The sequence below is a fragment of the Pantoea sp. Morm genome (assembly GCF_016643525.1).
Lineage (GTDB): Bacteria > Pseudomonadota > Gammaproteobacteria > Enterobacterales > Enterobacteriaceae > Pantoea > Pantoea dispersa.
This window is the reverse complement of sequence record NZ_VOQX01000086.1, coordinates 1-17,681: the sequence shown is the minus strand read 5'-3', so window position 1 is coordinate 17,681 and position 17,681 is coordinate 1. Positions and strand designations below refer to the sequence as shown.

The following is a 17,681-nucleotide window of genomic DNA, read 5'->3' as shown; positions in this document are numbered from 1 at the left end:
TGTGCTCGAGCGCGCTGACCGAAGACCTGTATAAAGGTTTCCTGCGTAAAAATGCCAGCCAGAAAGAGCTGGTGTGGGTTGGCCGTTTAATGGTGCTGGTGATTGCGCTGGTGGCAATTGCGCTGGCCTCCAACCCGGAGAACCGCGTGCTCGGCCTGGTGAGCTACGCCTGGGCAGGCTTTGGTGCCGCATTCGGTCCGGTGGTGCTGTTCGGCGTGTGCTGGAAGCGTATGACGCGCAACGGCGCGCTGGCCGGCATGATTATCGGGGCCGCTACGGTGCTGATCTGGAAGCAGTACGCCTGGCTCAACCTGTATGAAATCATCCCGGGCTTCCTGTTTGCCAGCATCGCGATTGTCGTGGTGAGCCTGGCCGGCCGCGAACCGTCGGCTGAAGCGCAGCAGCGTTTCGATGCCGCCGAAGCGGAATACAACACCAAATAACGGTGTTGGCCTGAGTAAAGCGGGGAGCGCGTGTGCCGTGTTCCCCGCAGTTTTCATGTCTCGTCCTCTGCGCACGATTTATCGCGCAATCTGTCACTCCGCCCTGACTTTCCCGCATCGCTACCTGACCCGCAAAAGCAAAATTAATTTCGCGCGGTGACTTGTATTTTCATCCGCGATAATGATAATCGATATCGTTCGCACTTTACGTATTTTTACCTAAGGTTTACCCTCCTTAACATTCAAGAGGTTGGTGATGTTCGTTCCCTTTCTCATTATGCTGCGCGAAGGTCTCGAGGCAGCGCTCATCGTCAGCCTGATTGCCAGCTATCTCAAACGCACCCAGCGCAGCCAGTGGTTCCCCGCGATGTGGGCCGGCGTGTTTATTGCTGCGGCGCTGTGCCTCGCGCTCGGTATTTTCATCAACGAAACCACCGGTGAGTTCCCGCAGAAACAGCAGGAACTGTTCGAGGGCATCGTGGCGGTAATTGCCGTGGTGATCCTCACCTCAATGGTGTTCTGGATGCGCAAGGTGTCGCGCAATATCAAAGCTACGCTGGAAAAATCCGTCGATCAGGCGCTGCAGAAGCCGGGCGGCAGCGGGTTGCCGCTGGTGCTGATGGTGTTTCTCGCCGTGGCGCGGGAAGGGCTGGAGTCGGTGTTTTTTCTGCTGGCGGCGTTTACCCAGGATGTTGGCTATGCGCCACCGATTGGCGCGGTGCTGGGTCTGGCGACCGCCATCGTGCTCGGCATGCTGATTTACTACGGCGGCGTGCGGCTTAACATGGCGCACTTCTTCCGCTGGACCAGCCTGTTCATCCTGCTGGTGGCGGCCGGACTGGCGGCGGGGGCGATCCGCGCCTTCCACGAGGCGGGACTGTGGAACCACTTCCAGGCGACCGCGTTTGACTTCAGCAACACGCTCTCTACCCATTCGATCTTTGGCACGCTGCTGGAAGGCATTCTGGGTTATCAGGAAGCGCCGAGCGTCAGCGAAGTCGCAGTATGGCTGATTTATCTGATCCCGGCGCTGCTGCTGTTTTTCTTCCCGGCGCGTCCGGCACCCAGCGCTGCACGTTCGGTGCGCTAAATTTTCGCAGGCGCGCGTGCGCCTGTACCTTCATGTAACAGGGATATGACTATGACGATTCGCTTCCGCCGTAAGGCGCTGTTGCTCTCAATGCTGGCGCTGTCCGGTGCCGCTTCTGCCGCTGCCGTACCGCAGGTCACGGTGACGGTCACTGACAAGCAGTGCGAGCCGATGTCGCTCAACGTGCAGGCCGGTAAAACCCAGTTCATCATCAAAAACAACAGCCAGAAAGCGCTGGAGTGGGAAATCCTCAAAGGCGTGATGGTGGTGGAAGAGCGCGAAAACATCGCGCCCGGCTTCAGCCAGAAGCTCACCGCCAACCTGGAAGCGGGTGAATATGACATGACCTGCGGCCTGCTCACTAATCCGAAAGGCAAGCTGGTGGTCAGCGGTGACAGCCAAAAAGCCAGCAGCGGCAAGCCAGACGTGCTGCAGCTGGTCGGGCCGATTGCCGATTACAAAGTCTACGTGATGGGCGAGGTGAGCGCGCTGGTGGCCGGCACCAAAGCCTTTACCGACGCGGTAAAAGCCGGTGACGTGGAAAAAGCCAAAGCGCTGTATGCGCCGACGCGTGTGCACTATGAGCGCATCGAGCCGATTGCCGAACTGTTCTCTGACCTCGACGGCAGTATTGACGCGCGTGAAGATGACTTCGAGAAAAAAGCGGAAGATCCGAAATTTACCGGCTTCCACCGGCTGGAAAAACTGCTGTTCGCCGACAACACCACCAAAGGCGCGGACGCGTTCGCTGACCAGCTGTATAAGGATGTGCAGGATCTGCAAACCCGCGTCAGCGAGCTGGCCTTCCCGCCGGCGAAAGTGGTCGGTGGCGCGGCAGGACTGATTGAAGAGGTGGCGTCCAGCAAAATCTCTGGTGAGGAAGATCGCTACAGCCGTACCGATCTGTCCGATTTTCAGGCCAACATCGACGGCGCACAGAAAATCGTTGATCTGCTGCGTCCTCTGCTGCAAAAAGCCAATCCGCAGCTGCTGGCGAAAGTGGACGCGAACTTTAAGAAGGTGGATGGCATTCTCAGCAAATACCGTACCAAAGACGGTTTTGCCTCCTATGAAAAGCTGACCACCAGCGACCGTAATGCGCTGAAAGGGCCCATCACCACGCTGGCGGAAGATCTCTCCCTGCTGCGCGGCACTTTAGGTCTTGATTAATCATGAGTAAAAAAAATGACGCGGCGCAACCGTCGCGTCGTCGTCTGTTACAGGGATTGGGCATGCTGGGTGGCGCGGCGGCACTGGGCGGCGGCTGTCCGTTCCATGCCGCCAGCGCGGCAGAGAGTTTCTCACCCGGCACGGTTGCACCCGATGCGCGCCAGCAGGCGCAACCGTTTTACGGCGCTCATCAGGCCGGCATCCTGACGCCGCAGCAGGCATCTATGATGCTGGTGGCGTTTGATGTGCTGGCCGGTGATAAAGCCGAACTGGAACGCCTGCTGCGGCTGCTGACGCAGCGCTTTGCCTTTCTCACCCAGGGCGGACCGGCGCCGGCGGTGCCCAATCCGCAGCTGCCGCCGCTCGACTCCGGCATCCTGGGTGCGGACATTGCGCCCGATAACCTGACCCTGACGCTGTCGGTGGGTGATTCACTGTTCGACGAGCGCTTCGGGCTGGCCGCGCATAAACCCAGCCAGCTGCAGACGATGACACGCTTTCCCAACGATTCGCTCGACGCCGCACAGTGTCATGGCGACCTGCTGATTCAGATCTGCGCCAATACCCAGGATACGGTGATTCACGCGCTGCGCGATATCATCAAGCATACGCCGGATCTGCTGGCGGTGCGCTGGCGGCGCGACGGCTTTATCGCCGATCACGCTGCACGCAGCAAAGGGCGCGAAACGCCAATTAACCTGCTGGGTTTCAAAGATGGCACCGCCAATCCGGATACGAACAATGCGCAGTTGATGGACCAGCTGTTGTGGGTGACACCGGAACAGCAGGAACCGGCGTGGACGCACGGCGGCAGCTATCAGGCGGTGCGCATCATTCGTTTTCACGTTGAAATGTGGGACCGCACGCCGCTGGGCGAGCAGCAAACCATTTTTGGTCGTGAGAAGTTGTCTGGCGCGCCGCTGGGGATGCAGCACGAGCACGACGTGCCGGATTACGCCCGCGATCCGGACGGCGAAATAATTGCGCTGGATGCGCATATCCGGCTCGCCAATCCACGCACGCCGCAAACCGACAGCAGCCTGATGCTGCGGCGCGGCTACAGCTATTCCTCGGGGATTACCGGGGCAGGGCAGCTGGATATGGGGCTGCTGTTCGTCTGTTATCAGCACGATTTAAGCAAAGGCTTTATTACCGTGCAGAAACGGCTGAACGGCGAAGCGCTGGAAGAATATATTCGTCCCATCGGCGGCGGATACTTTTTTGTTTTGCCCGGCGTGGCGGACAAAAATCATTATCTGGGGCAGCCGTTGCTCGAAGCCTGATTAATTAATGCACAGCGCTTGTTCGCCGTTCGCGGTGCCAGGCGCTGCTGTTAAGCCCGCCTTAAATTTCTCTTGTCTCGCTGTGATGTCCGAATTTTCTGAAACAGTTTGTTAAGTGCTCAATTACCTATCTTACTGAATAGTAATATTAATTTAATTTAAGCGCACCGGGCTAAGGCAGCGCCATGCGGGTTTTCTTTGCTGTAAAGTAAAAATAGTGTTGCAAATCGGCGGAAATATGATGAACTTTAGTCATAGCGTCGTCAGTTGTGTGGCTAAGTCCACTGGAGTTCGCGCATGGCCCGATCCTTATACGGACAGTTAAATACACTTCAGCTAGCGCAGTACGCTGCGGGGGATTGTCTCCCGCGTGAGAATCCTCTTCACTTTTCTTTTATCGCCTTCGAATTCTTTTCCGATGTTTACCGGTGCGCGGCAGCGTTTCGGCGTTGTTGCACACTTTTCTCACTGGCTCGATACGGCTTACAAGGAAGCCAACAAAACCTCTAAAGCGTTCAAATCATCGCCGCGGGTGATCCGCCGCGATAAATGAAACCAACTGTAAGGTGCCACTATGGGAAGACAGAAAGCAGTGATCAAAGCGCGTCGTGAAGCCCGCCGAGTGCTTCGCAGTGACTCTCGCAGTCATCGTCAGCGTGAAGAAGAATCGGTCACTTCGCTGGTGCAGATGGGTGGGCTGGATGCAATTGGCATGGCGCGCGATGTGCGTGACCGGTCACCAATTGAGGCCAGAAACGATGCTCAGGCGCACTATCTTAACGCCATAGAAACGAAACAGCTGATATTCGCGACCGGTGAAGCCGGCTGCGGTAAAACCTGGATCAGCGCTGCGAAAGCAGCCGAGGCCCTGATCAATAAGGACATCGAAAGGATCATTGTGACGCGCCCGGTTTTACAGGCGGATGAAGATCTCGGTTTCCTGCCAGGAGACATCTCCGAGAAATTTGCCCCCTATTTCCGACCGGTTTACGACGTTCTGGTTAAACGTCTCGGCGCTTCCTTTATGCAGTACTGCCTGCGACCCGAAATCGCCAAGGTAGAGATCGCGCCCTTCGCTTATATGCGCGGACGTACCTTTGAGAATGCGGTGGTGATTCTGGATGAGGCGCAAAACGTCACCGCTGCGCAGATGAAGATGTTCCTGACCCGCCTGGGCGAAAACGTCACGGTCATTGTCAACGGTGATGTCACCCAGTGCGACCTGCCCGCCAGCGTCAAATCTGGCCTTGCCGATGCGCTGGCGCGCTTCGAAGAGGATGAGATGATTGGCGTGGTGCGTTTCGGTAAAGACGACTGCGTTCGCTCGGCACTGTGCCAGCGCACGCTGCATGCTTACAGTTAACCTTGAAAAAATAGCTAATCTCAACCCGGCTGCGGCCGGGTTTTTCATTGCTATGCTTACGGGACGAAAAAAGGCGGAAACGATGAGCGGAGAAAGTCATGCACTCTCTTGATGTGCAGGTGGTAAGGATGGCGCAGCAGTGGGCGGAAGCGCAGCCGGTGTGGCTGTGTACCGTGCTCAGTACGTACGGCTCATCGCCGCGCCCGCCTGGCGCGATGATGGTGATTCGCGTCGATGGGCGCTACAGCGGTTCCCTTTCCGGCGGCTGCGTCGAGGAGAATTTTATCACCCGCGTTCAGCAGCAGGCGTTCTCTGCCGCCAGTCAACTGGTGCGCTACGGTGAGGGGGGCGACACGCCTGACCGCGCGCTGCCATGCGGCGGCGTACTGGATATTCTGGTCGAACGGTTGCCTGCCGGGGCCGCCACGCTGCGCTATTTACAGCAGCTGGAGGATGCGCTGACCGGCGCGCGTGCCATCACCAAACGCCTGACGCTGCCGCAGCCGTGTCACGCGCTCGAACCGGCACCTTATACCCGCCGCACCCGCACCCAGGTCACTGACGATGAAATCGTTCTGACCCTGAGTGCCGCGCCACGCCTGATCCTTGCCGGACTCTCCAGCGTCGCCGTTTACTGTGCCAACTTCGCGCTGGCGCTGGGATTCGAAACCATCGTCTGTGAACACCGTGAAGAGGTGCTGAGCAATATGGCGGCCGAACTGGCGCCGGATGTCAAACTGGTGCAGCAGTTTCCGGCAGTGTATCTGGAACGCGAGGGCTGTCATGCCGCCACGGCGATCCTCTCGCTGACGCATGATGCGCGTATTGATGATCTCACCATGATGGAAGCGGTCAATCTGCCGGCATTTTATCTCGGTGCGATGGGCTCGCAGCGCAACAGCGCCAAACGCAAAGCGCGCCTGAGCGCGATTGCGGAGCTGACGCCGGCGCAGTTGCAGCGCATTCACGCACCGGTTGGTCTGGATATCGGCAGCAAAACCCCGGCGGAGATCGCGCTGGCAATCATGGCGGATATTGTGCGTCACAAAAATGGGTTAGCGGCAACGGATGCGCTTAGCCCGGTGCACGCAGCGTCTGAAGGATAACATCACTCACCCCACGAAAAACCCGGATGCACCAGGACGCCAGCAGACGGGTAATCGGCTATGCCAAATTTTCGCGCCGCAAATAATCAATAAGCTGTGCTTTATGTTTCATGATGTGATCAACGCTTGCGCTTTACCGGTAACATCTTATCTTCAGAGAAGCGTGTACAAACACCTGAACTGAGAAGGGGTATTTATGGCTAAGCGTCATTTGATTAAATCAATTGAAATTACAGCAATTATTATCTTCGCGCTGGTGCTCGCCTGGCTGGCCGTCACGGGCATCCTGTCATCAACCGGCCTCGATCATGCGTGGCCTTATCCACATCAATAACTGAGTCCGGCACCAGGGAAATCAATTACGCTTAAATATAAACAGAATAAATTATCTAACCTGTACACCCGTATCAGCGGCGACACCTTATCACCACACAGGGTTTCGCTCTCAGGTTTGCCGCGTATAAATCAGCGACGTTCGGGAAACACGTTATGCTGTTATTCGAAGTCCGCATGGCGGCTGAACATGCTCTCGCTGGTTTCACCGCACTGATGCATGATTTCAAGCACCATGGCGTCACAGGTGATGAAGCAAAGCTGCTCAAAGGCCGAGCCCATTGGCTGCGAGAATCGTCCGGCGCTGCGTGCGTTATCGGTTTTAACGTTGCCGGGTAACACCAACACGCATTTGGCCAGTCTGCCGATGCCTGAATCTGCTTTCAGGGTAATCAGCGCCACATCGACACCGCGCTCAACGGCGTTCAGCGCCAGTGCTTTCAGGCTCGCGGTTTCGCCACTGCCAGAACCAATAATCAATAAATCGCCAGGTCTGGAGTGGGGTGACGAGATTTCACCCACCATGCTGACAGAGAAACCCAGATGCAACAGACGGTTAGCGAACGCGCGGATAGCAATGCCGCTGCGCCCGGCACCCTGCAGGAAAATGTGTTTCGCGCTGCGAATTTGTGCGATCAATGCCTGCGCCTGGCTCTCGTCTATCTGCCGGGCGTTGTGCGCGAGTTCGTTAAGAATATGGGATACGTTTGACTGAACGGCCATGTTAACGCTCTCCCGTCAGGCGATCGTTCGTCCGTCTCATTAAACAGCGAAGAGAGTGGCCGGAACATGGCCGGTGCTTTTTCAGTCTGGTCATCGCGCATTCCCTCTTAATTCAAAGACATCATCAGTGGATGAAAAGGATACCCTGCAGAATTTCCGGTAAGAGTACACGGTCCGCTGCCCACGCGATATTGCAGCGAAAGGGGATCTTTCGATTATGCGTCCTGTTGCACAAAAGCACCTGGATAACAGACAAATAAAAATGCCCGGCTGTTAACCGGGCACTTTTATATAAATGATGACGGTGAGGGGGATTGATGAGCTTCGCTCACCCTGCGGGCAGCGTCGCAGGCTCCGCTGTCCAACTGGTATGCGCCAGTTGTCGAACCCCCCATCGGGGATTCTCATCCCCCCACGCCTGGAGAATATAAAAGAAAAAAGCCCGTACTTGCGTACAGGCTCTTCTCTGAATGATGGCGGTGAGGGGGGGATTCGAACCCCCGATACGTTGCCGTATACACACTTTCCAGGCGTGCTCCTTCAGCCACTCGGACACCTCACCACATTTTGTTTGCTGACCGCACTGGGTCAACGGGGCGCTACTATAGGGAGTTCAGCGATAAGGGTCAAGGGCTATTTTCTCCTTTTTTTCTATTTGCTTAACCTCTGCGCAGATTGCCTTAAGCCTCTCCACTTTGCCGCTTTTGTCATCAAAACATTCCTTAACTGACACAAAAGTGTCACCGCACTGTCGCAGACTTGTCGGCGGAAACATTTGGTTATATCTACGGATAAGGATGCTGATAAATGAAACGCTTGCCTCTTTTTACGCTCTCTCTGCTGGCTTCACTCACCACCACGTCCGCGCTGGCAGAGAGCACCAGCTATCAACGCGCAGCCACTGGCGATATTACCCAGCACGGCGGCGCGCGTCGCCTGAGCGGCGACCAAACCGAAGCGCTGAAAGCCTCATTGAGCAATAGCACGGCGAAGAATGTCATCCTGCTGATTGGCGATGGCATGGGCGATTCCGAAATCACCGCGGCGCGCAATCAGGCAATGGGGGCCGGCGGTTTCTTTCCCGGTATTGATGCGCTGCCGCTCACCGGCCAGTACACCCATTACTCGCTGGACAAGAAAACGCATAAGCCAAACTACGTAACGGATTCTGCCGCGTCGGCCACCGCCTGGGCCACCGGCACGAAAACTTATAACGGCGCGATAGGTGTCGATGTCAACGGCACAGATCAGGTCACGCTGCTTGAGCTGGCCAAAGCAGCCGGTAAAGCCACCGGCAACGTCTCGACTGCAGAACTGCAGGATGCCACGCCGGCCGCGCTAATGGCGCACGTTACCTCGCGCAAATGCTACGGCCCGGAAAAAACCAGCGAGCTGTGTCCGGGTAACGCGCTGGAGCAGGGCGGGAAAGGATCGATCAGCGAGCAGCTGCTGCAAACCCGTCCCGACGTCACGCTGGGCGGCGGTGCCAAATCTTTCGCTGAGCGGGCTAAAGCGGGCGACTATCAGGGCAAAACCCTGCGCGAGCAGGCCGAAATACGGGGGTTCCAGCTGGTCGATAATCTCGCCGCGCTGAATGCGGTACAGCAGGCGAATCAACAGACGCCACTGCTGGGGCTATTCTCGGAGGGCAACATGCCGGTGCGCTGGCAGGGGCCGAAAGCCAGCTATCATGGCAATCTGGATAAACCGGTGGTGACCTGTGAGGTCAACAAAGATCGTCCGGCATCGATGCCAACCCTGGCGCAGATGACGCAAAAAGCCATCGACCTGCTCAGTCACAACGACAACGGCTTCTTCCTGCAGGTGGAGGGTGCGTCGATTGATAAGCAGGATCACGCCGCTAACCCGTGCGGTCAGATTGGTGAAACCGTCGATTTAGATGAGGCGGTGCAGGTGGCGCTGGCGTATGCGCGCGAGCACGGCGATACGCTGGTGGTGGTAACCGCCGATCACGCGCACAGCAGCCAGATCGTCGAAAACGGTACCAAAGCGCCGGGTCTGACTCAGGCGCTCAACACCAAAGACGGCGCGGTGATGACCATCAGCTACGGTAACTCGGAAGAGGATTCCCAGGAGCACACCGGCACCCAGCTGCGCATCGCGGCCTACGGTCCGCACGCGGCGAATGTGGTTGGCCTGACCGATCAGACCGACCTGTTCTTCACGCTGAAGCAGGCGATGGCACTGAAGTAAGCGCGTCAGTGCGGGCGGATGCGCAGCACCAGCAGCCCGCCCAGCACCAGTCCGCCAGCGGCCAGCAGCAGCGCGGGGTGCAGGGAAGCAAAAATCTGCACGCTGGCGGCGGATATCAGCGGCCCGATCAGCTGGCCAGTGGCATAGCCTGACGTCAATATCGCCACGGTTTTTGCCACGCTGATATTGGAGACGGCGCGCGCCAGCTGCATCGACAGCTGCATAATCGAAAGAAACCCCAGCCCGACCATCACCGTTGAGATCAGCAGCCCGCTCACGCCCGGGATGAGCACGCCGCTGGCCACGCCCAGCCCCTGCAGGATCATAACCCATGCCAGGCTGAGGCGCGTATTCAGGCGCGCTGAAAACAGCATAATTAGCACCACACCAGCCACTGCGCAAAGTCCAAACAGCGGCCAGAAAAGCGCTGCCAGCTGACCCTGCGCAAACAGGCTGTGCGCCATTTGTGACAGAAACGTCGCGGGCAAAATGTAGCCGAAACCGGCCAGCGTATAGGCCAGCCATAGCCGTTTCACCGCGCGACCCGGTGCCGTCGACGCACTTTCCCGCTGCCGGGCGGGGAGCGACGCGGGCAGCGCGCGCCACAGCAGCAGCACGCCAGCCAGCGCTACCACGCCATAGCATTGCCAGGCGCGATCGTCATTCAGGTGTAACCGGGTGATAAGCCACGCCAGCACGCCGCTCAGGGTGATGCCGGCTCCCGGGCCGGCAAATACCGCGGCGGACATGCGCGGGGCTTGCTGCTGTGCCAGCACCATCTGCGTCCAGGAGGTGACGATAATCAGGGCCCAGGCACCACCGATACCCGCCACCACACGGAACAGGCACTGCAGCACCCAGGCATGACTAAAGCCGGAGAGCAGGGTCACCAGCGCGGTGGCCAGCAAACCGGCCTTCAGGTAGCGCACGTGATGGGCGGTGATGCGGCTCACGTGCAGTGCGCCCAGCAGATAGCCGATGTAATTCATCGCTGCCAGCACACCAGCGCTGGAGAGCGTCAGGTGACCGTTGGCGATCATCAGCGGGATCTGCGGCGTGAGTGAAAAGCGGCCGATACCCATTACCACAATCAGGGTCACCATGCCGGTGAGCATGGTGATCAGGCTCACCCGGGTGTGCCGGACTGCTTGCCGTCCGGCGGAAACTGAATCTGCTGACATACTTTGCTTTACTCCGCTGAGATACCTTACTCTGTCCGGTGATAGTAAATGTCAATCAGTCAGTGAAAAATGGGGTGGTTTATCCTATGACTACAGGTCATACCCAGGCCGTCAAATCGCGTGGTGAAGATGTAAAAAACTTCCTTACCCGCCAGCGCGCGCGTATTGATCCGCAGATCTATGGCTTCAGCCGGCAAAACCGGCGCGTTAGCGGACTGCGGCGCGAAGAAGTGGCACAGCTGGCGGCGGTTAGCGTCAGCTGGTACACCTGGCTCGAGCAGGGCCGCGACATCAGTATTTCGCCCGCCGCGCTGCAACGCATCGGCAAAGTGCTACAGCTCTCGGTCACCGAGCAGGAGTATCTTGAAGCGCTGGTGTTTGGTAACGCACACTCGCAACCTTTCAGTCATGAATTGCCGCCTGAGGTGAGGGCGATGGTGGATGCGCTGGACCCGCATCCGGCGTTTGTGCGCCGCGCCAACATGGATATTGTCTACTGGAATCCGGCGGCGCAGTCGCTGATTGTCGACTGGGCGGCCCTGCCGCCGGCGGATCGCAACTCGCTCAAGCTGATGTTCATCAGTGAAGCCTACCAGCAGCGTATTCATGGCTGGGAAGAGGCGGCGCGCCATACGCTGTCGGCGTTTCGCGCCGGTTATGCCGCCAGCAATCAGGCGCAGGAATTCGAAGTGGTGATCGAGGATTTGCTGGCGCGCAGCGCCGGGTTTCGCACGCTGTGGAATGACCATGATGTGGGGAAAATCGGCGCGGGCAATAAAACCCTGATTGATGTCGAAGGGAGGATGCAGACATATACCTTTACCTCACTGCAAATTGAGCAGGCACCGGGAATGCATCTGATCTTCTATCTGGCGCATTAGCGCGGCGTGCGCGGGTCGGGCGCACGCCGCCGGGGAGATTACAGACCGCGCTGTGCCATCAGGCGCGCGAGGTCAACCAGACGGTTGGAAAAGCCCCATTCGTTATCGTACCAGGCAAGGATCTTCACCAGGTTGCCACCAATCACCAGCGTGGATAAGCCGTCGATAATCGATGAGCGCGCATCGCCCTGATAATCGCTGGAGACCAGCGGCTCATCGCTGTAGCCGAGGATACCCTGCAGCGGACCCGCAGCAGCAGCGGCTTTAAAGGCGTCATTCACCTCTTCGGCCGTCACGTCGCGTTTCAGCGTCACCGTCAGATCCACTACCGACACCACCGGCACCGGCACGCGCAGCGAGTAACCGGTTAAGCGGCCTTCCAGTTCCGGAATCACCCGGCCGAGCGCTTTAGCCGCGCCGCTGGAGTACGGTACAATCGACAGCGCCGCCGCACGCGCGCCGCGCAGATCTTTCTCTGGCTGGTCATGCAGCGCCTGACTGTTGGTATAGGCATGGGTGGTGTTCATCAGACCGTGCTCAATACCAAACGCCTGATGCAGCACCTGCGCGGCCGGCGCCAGGCCGTTAGTGGTACAGCTGCCGTTACTCACCACAAAGTGCTGCTGCGGATCGTAGCGCTGGTCGTTGACGCCCATCACAATCGTCAAATCATCATTTTTGCCCGGCGCAGAGATGATCACGCGTTTGGCGCCGCCGTGCGTGATATGCACCGCGGCCTTGTCACGCTCGGTAAAAAAGCCGGTGGCTTCGATGACGATATCCACGCCCACGTCACGCCAGCGAATATTGGCCGGATCGCGCTCGCTGAACACCCGCACTGGTTTGCCATCAATGCGCAGCTCGCCGTCGCCAGCGCTGACTTCTGCCGGCAGCCGACCCAGCAGGGAGTCGTGCTTCAGCAGATGCGCCAGCGTTTTGCTGTCGGTGAGATCGTTAATCGCCACAATATCGATGTCGCTGCTGCCGAGCGCGGCGCGGAATACGTTACGTCCGATACGGCCAAAACCGTTAATGCCTACCTTGATCATGACTGACTCCTTAGTGAAGTTACTGCAGTCACTGTAGGCCTGGCGTGCACTGGCGTAAACGACAAAAAAGGATCACTTTACGCCATTTTGCGGCTGTGAAAGCGCTGGCGATATTCGTTGGGCGTGAGATGCAGCTGGCGCTCGAAGCTGCGCCGCAGGTTGATACTGCTGCCAAAGCCGGTGGCGATGGCAATGCGTTCCAGCGTCTCGCGCGTCTGCTCCAGCCGCTCGCGCGCCGCCGCCAGCCGCGCTTCTGCCACATAGCGCGCCGGTGAAACGCCGGTTTCGCGGCTGAACACGCGGGTAAAGTTACGTGGGCTCATCGCCACCTGGGCCGCCAGGTTCTCTACCGACAGGTCTTCCGCCAGATGGGCGGCGATCCAGCTCTGCAGCTGAGCAATCGGCCCCGACTCGCTGACGGACTGCAGGTGAAAGCGGCTGAACTGCATCTGGCCGCCGGGACGACGCAGATACATCACCATATCCTGCGCGATGTCGCGCGCCACGCTGAAACCAAAATCTTCCTCTACCAGCGCCAGCGTCAGATCGAAGCCGGAGCTGACGCCGCCGGAGGTCCAGATTGGGCCGTCCTGAATATACAGCGGGCCGCCTTCAACCTGCACGCGCGGATAGCTGGCCTGCAGCGTGTCCAGCAGACGCCAGTGGCTGGTGGCGCGCCGGCCATCCAGCAATCCCGCTTCCGCCAGCAGCATTGCCGCCCCGCAAATCGACACCACGCGGCGCGCCTGCGGGGCAGCCAGCTTAATCCAGTCCACCACCATGTTGCGTTCTTCGGGGTTATCACCGCGGCCGGTAATCATGATGGTGTCCCAGCGTTCGCGCGGATCGAGTTCAGCCAGTTTAAGGTCGGCGAGCAGATTGAGGCCGGACTGGCCGTGGATCACCTGGTGCGGCTGCGTGGTCGCGATGCTGATGCGATAGCGTGCGCCAGCAACGCCCACCGGCAGGTGCAGGTTGGCGTGCATGAGGATGTCGGCGATACCCGCCGCTTCGAACAGCATGCCGCCGTCCGGGACAATAATCAGAAAGGTTTTCATGGCGTAAAATGTACCTGCGCCACGAAAGAAGTCAATGTGCTATGGGCGATCAGGCGCGTGAGCTGAATACCCGGCCGCGGCCATCAGACGGGGCGCTTCCGGCCTGTTGGTTCAGGCGCTATATTTATATAAAATCATGATGTCGCAAATGATCTTATATCCATCATCGTGCAGTTAAAAATATCTGCAGACTGAAGCGTTGAATGCCAGATTAATCAGGTGTCTGTTATTTTGGAAGTGAAATGCCAGGATGGGTTAAGAGAAACACTGTTTTATAAAGCATTCCTTTGCCAGGCAGTGATAATGACTAGGATAATGAGCAGCTGAGTAAATCAGACTTAAAACCATCAATTATATTCTACCTGCAGAAAAGTCAAACCACGCTCCCGGGTAATGCGCGCGGTGCCCAGCGCGTAAGGTAATTCACGCGCGGCACCATTAACCTGCAGGGTTTCGCTCTTTTTAATCCCTTCGCGCGTGCAGTTCAGCGAGACGCTGCGCGTCACCGCATAATCACAGGAGGGTTCAACGATCGCGCCGACGAACGTGATTTGACCGTCGGCGGCAAGGGTGGCGTGGCTGGCAAGTAAAGCTATCATCGGTAACAGCAATCTTTTCATCACAGAGGCCCTTTAAGAAGTCGGGAATTACCCGATTAATGTCGTCTTAATGACTAATAGCGCGCCACAGTTGAATATTGCTTAAACCGCGGCGTTTCCGTGTTGAGGCATATTATTGCGATGGCTTAGCCAGTGCGTCGTCATGTTTTACGCAATCGCCTCAGCAGTAAACGCTTATGCCTGCATTAAGCGCAGCTATTATATTAGTAAGCAACCAGGATTAATCGGGTGAGCAGGGCGGTGAAATAAGCGTATTAAACCGGATAGATTTATTCGCGGGATAACGTCGGGACAGAAAACGGACAGATAGCGTGTTGGTGTAAGCCGCTGAGGGAGAGAAGAACGGGCTGAAGTTAAGCAGGCGCACCCGACATCGGTGCGCTCTTGTGGTTTATCAGCTGCGGGAAATCTGCGCCAGCGTCACGTCGGCTGACGCAGCGCCTGCGGCAACACCGTCGATAAACAGCGCACGCTGTTCACCGGCGGGCAGGGCAATCTGCAACGTTTGCCATGCCGGCTGATAATCACCCTTGCGCCGTAACCTGAGGTGAATGGCTGTGGCTTCGCAGCGCATTTCCCACTGCAGCCACAGCGCATTACCCTGCTGATAGCCCCAGGATTCGCCATCATCTTCGAACAGTTCGCCGTGGCTAACGCCTTTGCCCTGCAATGGGTAGAGCTGCAGCGTGCGACGATCGTCTGCGGCGGCGTTGACGTGAGCAATACGCTCGCTGAGTGGCAGTGCCGCACCTGCGCGCACCAGCAGCGGCTGCGTTTCCAGGGGCGCAGGTAAGGTGATCCATTGACCCCCGCTGTACCACTGCTGCGTGGCGAAATCATACCAGCCTGTCTGGTTGTCGGGCAGCCACAGGCGGCGTTCACGCTGGCCAGGTTCCACCACGCTGGCGACCAGCAGATCGCGGCCGAGCAGGAATTCATCACATTCAGCAAAGGTCTGGGCATCGTGTTCATGATCGAGGAACGTCGGACGCAGCATCGGTTCATCGTCCGCATGCGCCTGCCACAGCAGCGTGTAGAGATAGGGCAGCAGGCGATAGCGCAGCGCGATAGCCGCCCGAATCGCGGGTGTGACCGAAGGATACATCCACGGCTCATTCACGGTGTGATCGTCATTCCATGAGTGAATGGTGAAGCGCGGATGCATGACGCCATTCTGTACCCAGCGCACAAACAGCTCCGCGTCGGGTTTATCGCCCGAGAAGCCGCCGACGTCGTGACCGACGTTATACAAGCCGGACAGGCTCATGCCGAGGCCCATGCGAATGTTGTAGCGCAGCGAGGTCCAGTTGGTGCGGTTATCCCCGCTCCAGGTTTGCACGTAGCGCTGCATCCCGGCGCAGCCAGAGCGCGAAATCAGGAACGGTCGCTGTTCGGGGGCAAAGCGCTGTTGCGCTTCCATCGAGGCGCGCATCATCAGCAGCGGCATCACCGGGCGAATGTGCTTGATGGCAATCGGTGTGCCGAAGCCGTGGCAGCGCGCTTCGCCGTCCCAGACTTCATACTCGTTGTTATCATTCCAGGTGGCGTCGATGCCTTTTTCCAGCAGCTGACGGGTGACGTTCTCCTGCCACCAGGCCACCGTTTGCGGATGGGTGAAATCGAGGTGCGATCCTTCATCATCCCAGAACACTGAGCGCTCTGGCACATCCTCTTCCGAATCGCGGATAAACAGTCCCTGAGCCGCGACTTCTTCATAGCGCGGGTGATCCTGCAGCAGGCAGGGTTTGATGTTGGCCGCCAGGCGCAGCCCGGCATCGTGAAACGCCTCGCTCATCGCTTCCGGCTGCGGCACTTTGTCGTAGTTCCAGTTGAACACATAACGCTTGTTATTGATGGAGGTATAGCCCGAAGAGAGCTGGAATGAGTCGCACGGAATAGCGTGCTCTTCGCACAGGCGGATGAAGTTCATCAGCTGGTTTTGCGCATCCGGCGCATCGGTGTAGTGCATGGTCGAGCCGCTGTAGCCCAGACTCCATTTGGGGCCGAACAGCGTTTTGCCGGTCAGGCGTACGAAGGTTTTGGTGATATCCAGCACCCGCTTACCGACAAACAGGTAGTAATCAATATCGCCACTCTCCGCCTGCCAGCGGCGATACGGCTGGTGATAGTTATCCAGCTCGTTACCCAGATCGAACCAGCTGGTGCTGAGGTTATCGTAGAACAGGCCAAAGCTGACGTCGTTACGCCGCGTGAGGGTGAAGGGCACGTGTTTGTAGAGCGGATCGGTGGAGGAGGCGTTGTAGCCCATGGCATCCAGATTACGCATCTCATAGCGTTTGCCGTTGCGTTGCAGATCGCCGGTTTTTTCGCCCAGACCGTAGTAGCGGTCGTCTGCCATGCGGCGCTGATAGTGCGCCACGCCGTCGCCGTGTGCGTTGATCTGATAGGCGCTGGTGGGGCGATCGCCGGTCAGCAGTTGCCAGTCGCCAGCGGCATCACGGTACTGCCACTCCAGCGCCAGTGGCTGACGCACCGTCACGCGCAGCGTGTCGGTACTAATAGTCAGACAATTGGCTTCTTCCTCCAGCGTAAAGCCGGGCAGGCTAAACCCGGCCAGGCTGTCGCGTGGACGCCCTTCCCACGGAACATCCTGTTCCGGCGCAATGCTCCAGGTGCGGTCCAGACTGTAGTTGCCGTGGCGCTTGATCACCACGCGGAACAAACTTTTTTCCAGCACGTACAGGCACAGATGGTGTTTGCCATCGACGTTAAGCACCACATGGTGACGATCAGAATGGGCTAAAGACCAGTTTTTTAAGGTTTTCATCGTTACCTACTTCATTGGGTCGCTGAACGACGCTCAGCAATAAACGCAATCAGGAAGACTGCACCGATCAGGTCAAAGAAGCCCATGGCGACAAACAGCGGGTTAAAGCCGATTTTGTCAGCCGTCACGCCAATCACCAGCGAAAACAGGAAGCTGGAGATCCAGGCAAACGAGCCGCGCATGCCATTCACCGTGGCCATCTGGCCCTTATCAAATTTTTCCACCACCAGCGCACTCAACATGCAGGAAATGATCTGATGACCAAAACCGCCAATCGAGATCAGGGCAATCGCGACGTAGGGGTCTTTGGTCATCGCCACCAGCGCAAGCGACAGCATCAGAAAGGCGCCGGTGACCGAGCTGGCGACAACGGACTTTA

Annotated in this window: 15 protein-coding genes, 1 tRNA gene and 1 pseudogene; 9 read left to right on the top strand and 8 right to left on the bottom strand. The window is 58.0% G+C overall.

Annotated features, from left to right (window positions below):
- From FT726_RS21780 to FT726_RS21750, 7 genes are all read left to right on the top strand, one after another.
- On the top strand, positions 1–443 hold a 443-nt coding region (locus tag FT726_RS21780; protein WP_407075083.1), incomplete at its 5' end, for a sodium:solute symporter family transporter.
- A 256-nt stretch (positions 444–699) separates the two neighbouring features.
- Positions 700–1,533 carry an iron uptake transporter permease EfeU gene (efeU, locus tag FT726_RS21775; protein WP_021509909.1) on the top strand — a complete coding sequence of 278 codons (834 nt, stop codon included), beginning with the start codon at positions 700–702 and terminating at the stop codon, positions 1,531–1,533.
- A gap of 51 nt (positions 1,534–1,584) precedes the next feature.
- Positions 1,585–2,703 carry an iron uptake system protein EfeO gene (efeO, locus tag FT726_RS21770; RefSeq protein ID WP_262264742.1) on the top strand — a complete coding sequence of 373 codons (1,119 nt, stop codon included), beginning with the start codon at positions 1,585–1,587 and terminating at the stop codon, positions 2,701–2,703.
- A gap of 2 nt (positions 2,704–2,705) precedes the next feature.
- Positions 2,706–3,986 (top strand): iron uptake transporter deferrochelatase/peroxidase subunit, encoded by a 1,281-nt coding sequence (gene efeB, locus FT726_RS21765; RefSeq protein ID WP_211725303.1) that lies wholly within the window; start codon positions 2,706–2,708, stop codon positions 3,984–3,986.
- A gap of 574 nt (positions 3,987–4,560) precedes the next feature.
- Entirely contained in the window at positions 4,561–5,349 is a 789-nt protein-coding gene (gene phoH, locus FT726_RS21760) for a phosphate starvation-inducible protein PhoH (RefSeq protein WP_021509913.1), read from the top strand.
- A 98-nt stretch (positions 5,350–5,447) separates the two neighbouring features.
- Positions 5,448–6,455 (top strand): XdhC family protein, encoded by a 1,008-nt coding sequence (locus tag FT726_RS21755; protein WP_346303435.1) that lies wholly within the window; start codon positions 5,448–5,450, stop codon positions 6,453–6,455.
- A 196-nt stretch (positions 6,456–6,651) separates the two neighbouring features.
- Positions 6,652–6,789 (top strand): hypothetical protein, encoded by a 138-nt coding sequence (locus FT726_RS21750; protein ID WP_195910908.1) that lies wholly within the window; start codon positions 6,652–6,654, stop codon positions 6,787–6,789.
- 161 nt (positions 6,790–6,950) lie between these two features.
- On the opposite strand, the gene hxlB is transcribed toward FT726_RS21750, so the two are convergent.
- Together hxlB and FT726_RS21740 are read right to left on the bottom strand one after the other, a co-directional pair.
- Entirely contained in the window at positions 6,951–7,511 is a 561-nt protein-coding gene (gene hxlB, locus FT726_RS21745; protein WP_125310822.1) for a 6-phospho-3-hexuloisomerase, read from the bottom strand.
- A 474-nt stretch (positions 7,512–7,985) separates the two neighbouring features.
- Positions 7,986–8,073: transfer RNA gene (locus FT726_RS21740), tRNA-Ser, on the bottom strand.
- Between the two features lie 245 nt (positions 8,074–8,318).
- Between FT726_RS21740 and phoA the strand changes: the two genes are divergently transcribed.
- Positions 8,319–9,725 (top strand): alkaline phosphatase, encoded by a 1,407-nt coding sequence (gene phoA, locus FT726_RS21735; RefSeq protein ID WP_058771178.1) that lies wholly within the window; start codon positions 8,319–8,321, stop codon positions 9,723–9,725.
- Positions 9,726–9,730: 5 nt separating this feature from the next.
- Here the strand turns inward: phoA and FT726_RS21730 are convergent, their stop codons facing one another.
- Positions 9,731–10,906, bottom strand: a complete 1,176-nt coding sequence (locus FT726_RS21730) for a YbfB/YjiJ family MFS transporter (RefSeq protein WP_288421805.1) — start codon at positions 10,904–10,906, stop codon at positions 9,731–9,733.
- An 86-nt stretch (positions 10,907–10,992) separates the two neighbouring features.
- On the opposite strand from FT726_RS21730, the gene FT726_RS21725 reads away from it, so the two are divergent.
- The gene (locus FT726_RS21725) at positions 10,993–11,787 is read left to right on the top strand and encodes a helix-turn-helix transcriptional regulator (RefSeq protein ID WP_058757432.1); all 795 of its coding nucleotides are present in this window, start codon (positions 10,993–10,995) and stop codon (positions 11,785–11,787) included.
- Between the two features lie 38 nt (positions 11,788–11,825).
- Here FT726_RS21725 and gap read toward each other — a convergent pair whose 3' ends face one another.
- From gap to FT726_RS21700, 5 genes and pseudogenes are all read right to left on the bottom strand, one after another.
- A complete protein-coding gene (gap, locus tag FT726_RS21720) occupies positions 11,826–12,836 on the bottom strand; it encodes a type I glyceraldehyde-3-phosphate dehydrogenase (RefSeq protein WP_058757433.1) in 1,011 nt (336 codons plus the stop codon).
- A gap of 77 nt (positions 12,837–12,913) precedes the next feature.
- Positions 12,914–13,894: a GlxA family transcriptional regulator gene (locus tag FT726_RS21715; protein WP_058771180.1), complete on the bottom strand. Its 981-nt coding sequence runs from the start codon at positions 13,892–13,894 to the stop codon at positions 12,914–12,916.
- Between the two features lie 347 nt (positions 13,895–14,241).
- Positions 14,242–14,493: a hypothetical protein gene (locus tag FT726_RS21710; RefSeq protein ID WP_150361533.1), complete on the bottom strand. Its 252-nt coding sequence runs from the start codon at positions 14,491–14,493 to the stop codon at positions 14,242–14,244.
- A gap of 415 nt (positions 14,494–14,908) precedes the next feature.
- Positions 14,909–17,302, bottom strand: coding sequence for a glycoside hydrolase family 31 protein (locus FT726_RS21705; protein WP_288421810.1), 2,394 nt, complete (start codon positions 17,300–17,302; stop codon positions 14,909–14,911).
- Between the two features lie 11 nt (positions 17,303–17,313).
- Positions 17,314–17,681 (bottom strand): annotated as a pseudogene (locus FT726_RS21700) (MFS transporter); the annotation flags it as partial.

Excerpts from the sequence above, each read along its gene's own strand:
- efeU (WP_021509909.1), top strand. The coding sequence starts at position 700 with ATGTTCGTTCCCTTTCTCATTATGCTGCGCGAAGGTCTCGAGGCAGCG.
- efeO (WP_262264742.1), top strand. The coding sequence starts at position 1,585 with ATGACGATTCGCTTCCGCCGTAAGGCGCTGTTGCTCTCAATGCTGGCG.
- efeB (WP_211725303.1), top strand. The coding sequence starts at position 2,706 with ATGAGTAAAAAAAATGACGCGGCGCAACCGTCGCGTCGTCGTCTGTTA.
- phoH (WP_021509913.1), top strand. The coding sequence starts at position 4,561 with ATGGGAAGACAGAAAGCAGTGATCAAAGCGCGTCGTGAAGCCCGCCGA.
- FT726_RS21755 (WP_346303435.1), top strand. The coding sequence starts at position 5,448 with ATGCACTCTCTTGATGTGCAGGTGGTAAGGATGGCGCAGCAGTGGGCG.
- FT726_RS21750 (WP_195910908.1), top strand. The coding sequence starts at position 6,652 with ATGGCTAAGCGTCATTTGATTAAATCAATTGAAATTACAGCAATTATT.
- hxlB (WP_125310822.1), bottom strand. The coding sequence starts at position 7,511 with ATGGCCGTTCAGTCAAACGTATCCCATATTCTTAACGAACTCGCGCAC.
- phoA (WP_058771178.1), top strand. The coding sequence starts at position 8,319 with ATGAAACGCTTGCCTCTTTTTACGCTCTCTCTGCTGGCTTCACTCACC.
- FT726_RS21730 (WP_288421805.1), bottom strand. The coding sequence starts at position 10,906 with ATGTCAGCAGATTCAGTTTCCGCCGGACGGCAAGCAGTCCGGCACACC.
- FT726_RS21725 (WP_058757432.1), top strand. The coding sequence starts at position 10,993 with ATGACTACAGGTCATACCCAGGCCGTCAAATCGCGTGGTGAAGATGTA.
- gap (WP_058757433.1), bottom strand. The coding sequence starts at position 12,836 with ATGATCAAGGTAGGCATTAACGGTTTTGGCCGTATCGGACGTAACGTA.
- FT726_RS21715 (WP_058771180.1), bottom strand. The coding sequence starts at position 13,894 with ATGAAAACCTTTCTGATTATTGTCCCGGACGGCGGCATGCTGTTCGAA.
- FT726_RS21710 (WP_150361533.1), bottom strand. The coding sequence starts at position 14,493 with ATGATAGCTTTACTTGCCAGCCACGCCACCCTTGCCGCCGACGGTCAA.
- FT726_RS21705 (WP_288421810.1), bottom strand. The coding sequence starts at position 17,302 with ATGAAAACCTTAAAAAACTGGTCTTTAGCCCATTCTGATCGTCACCAT.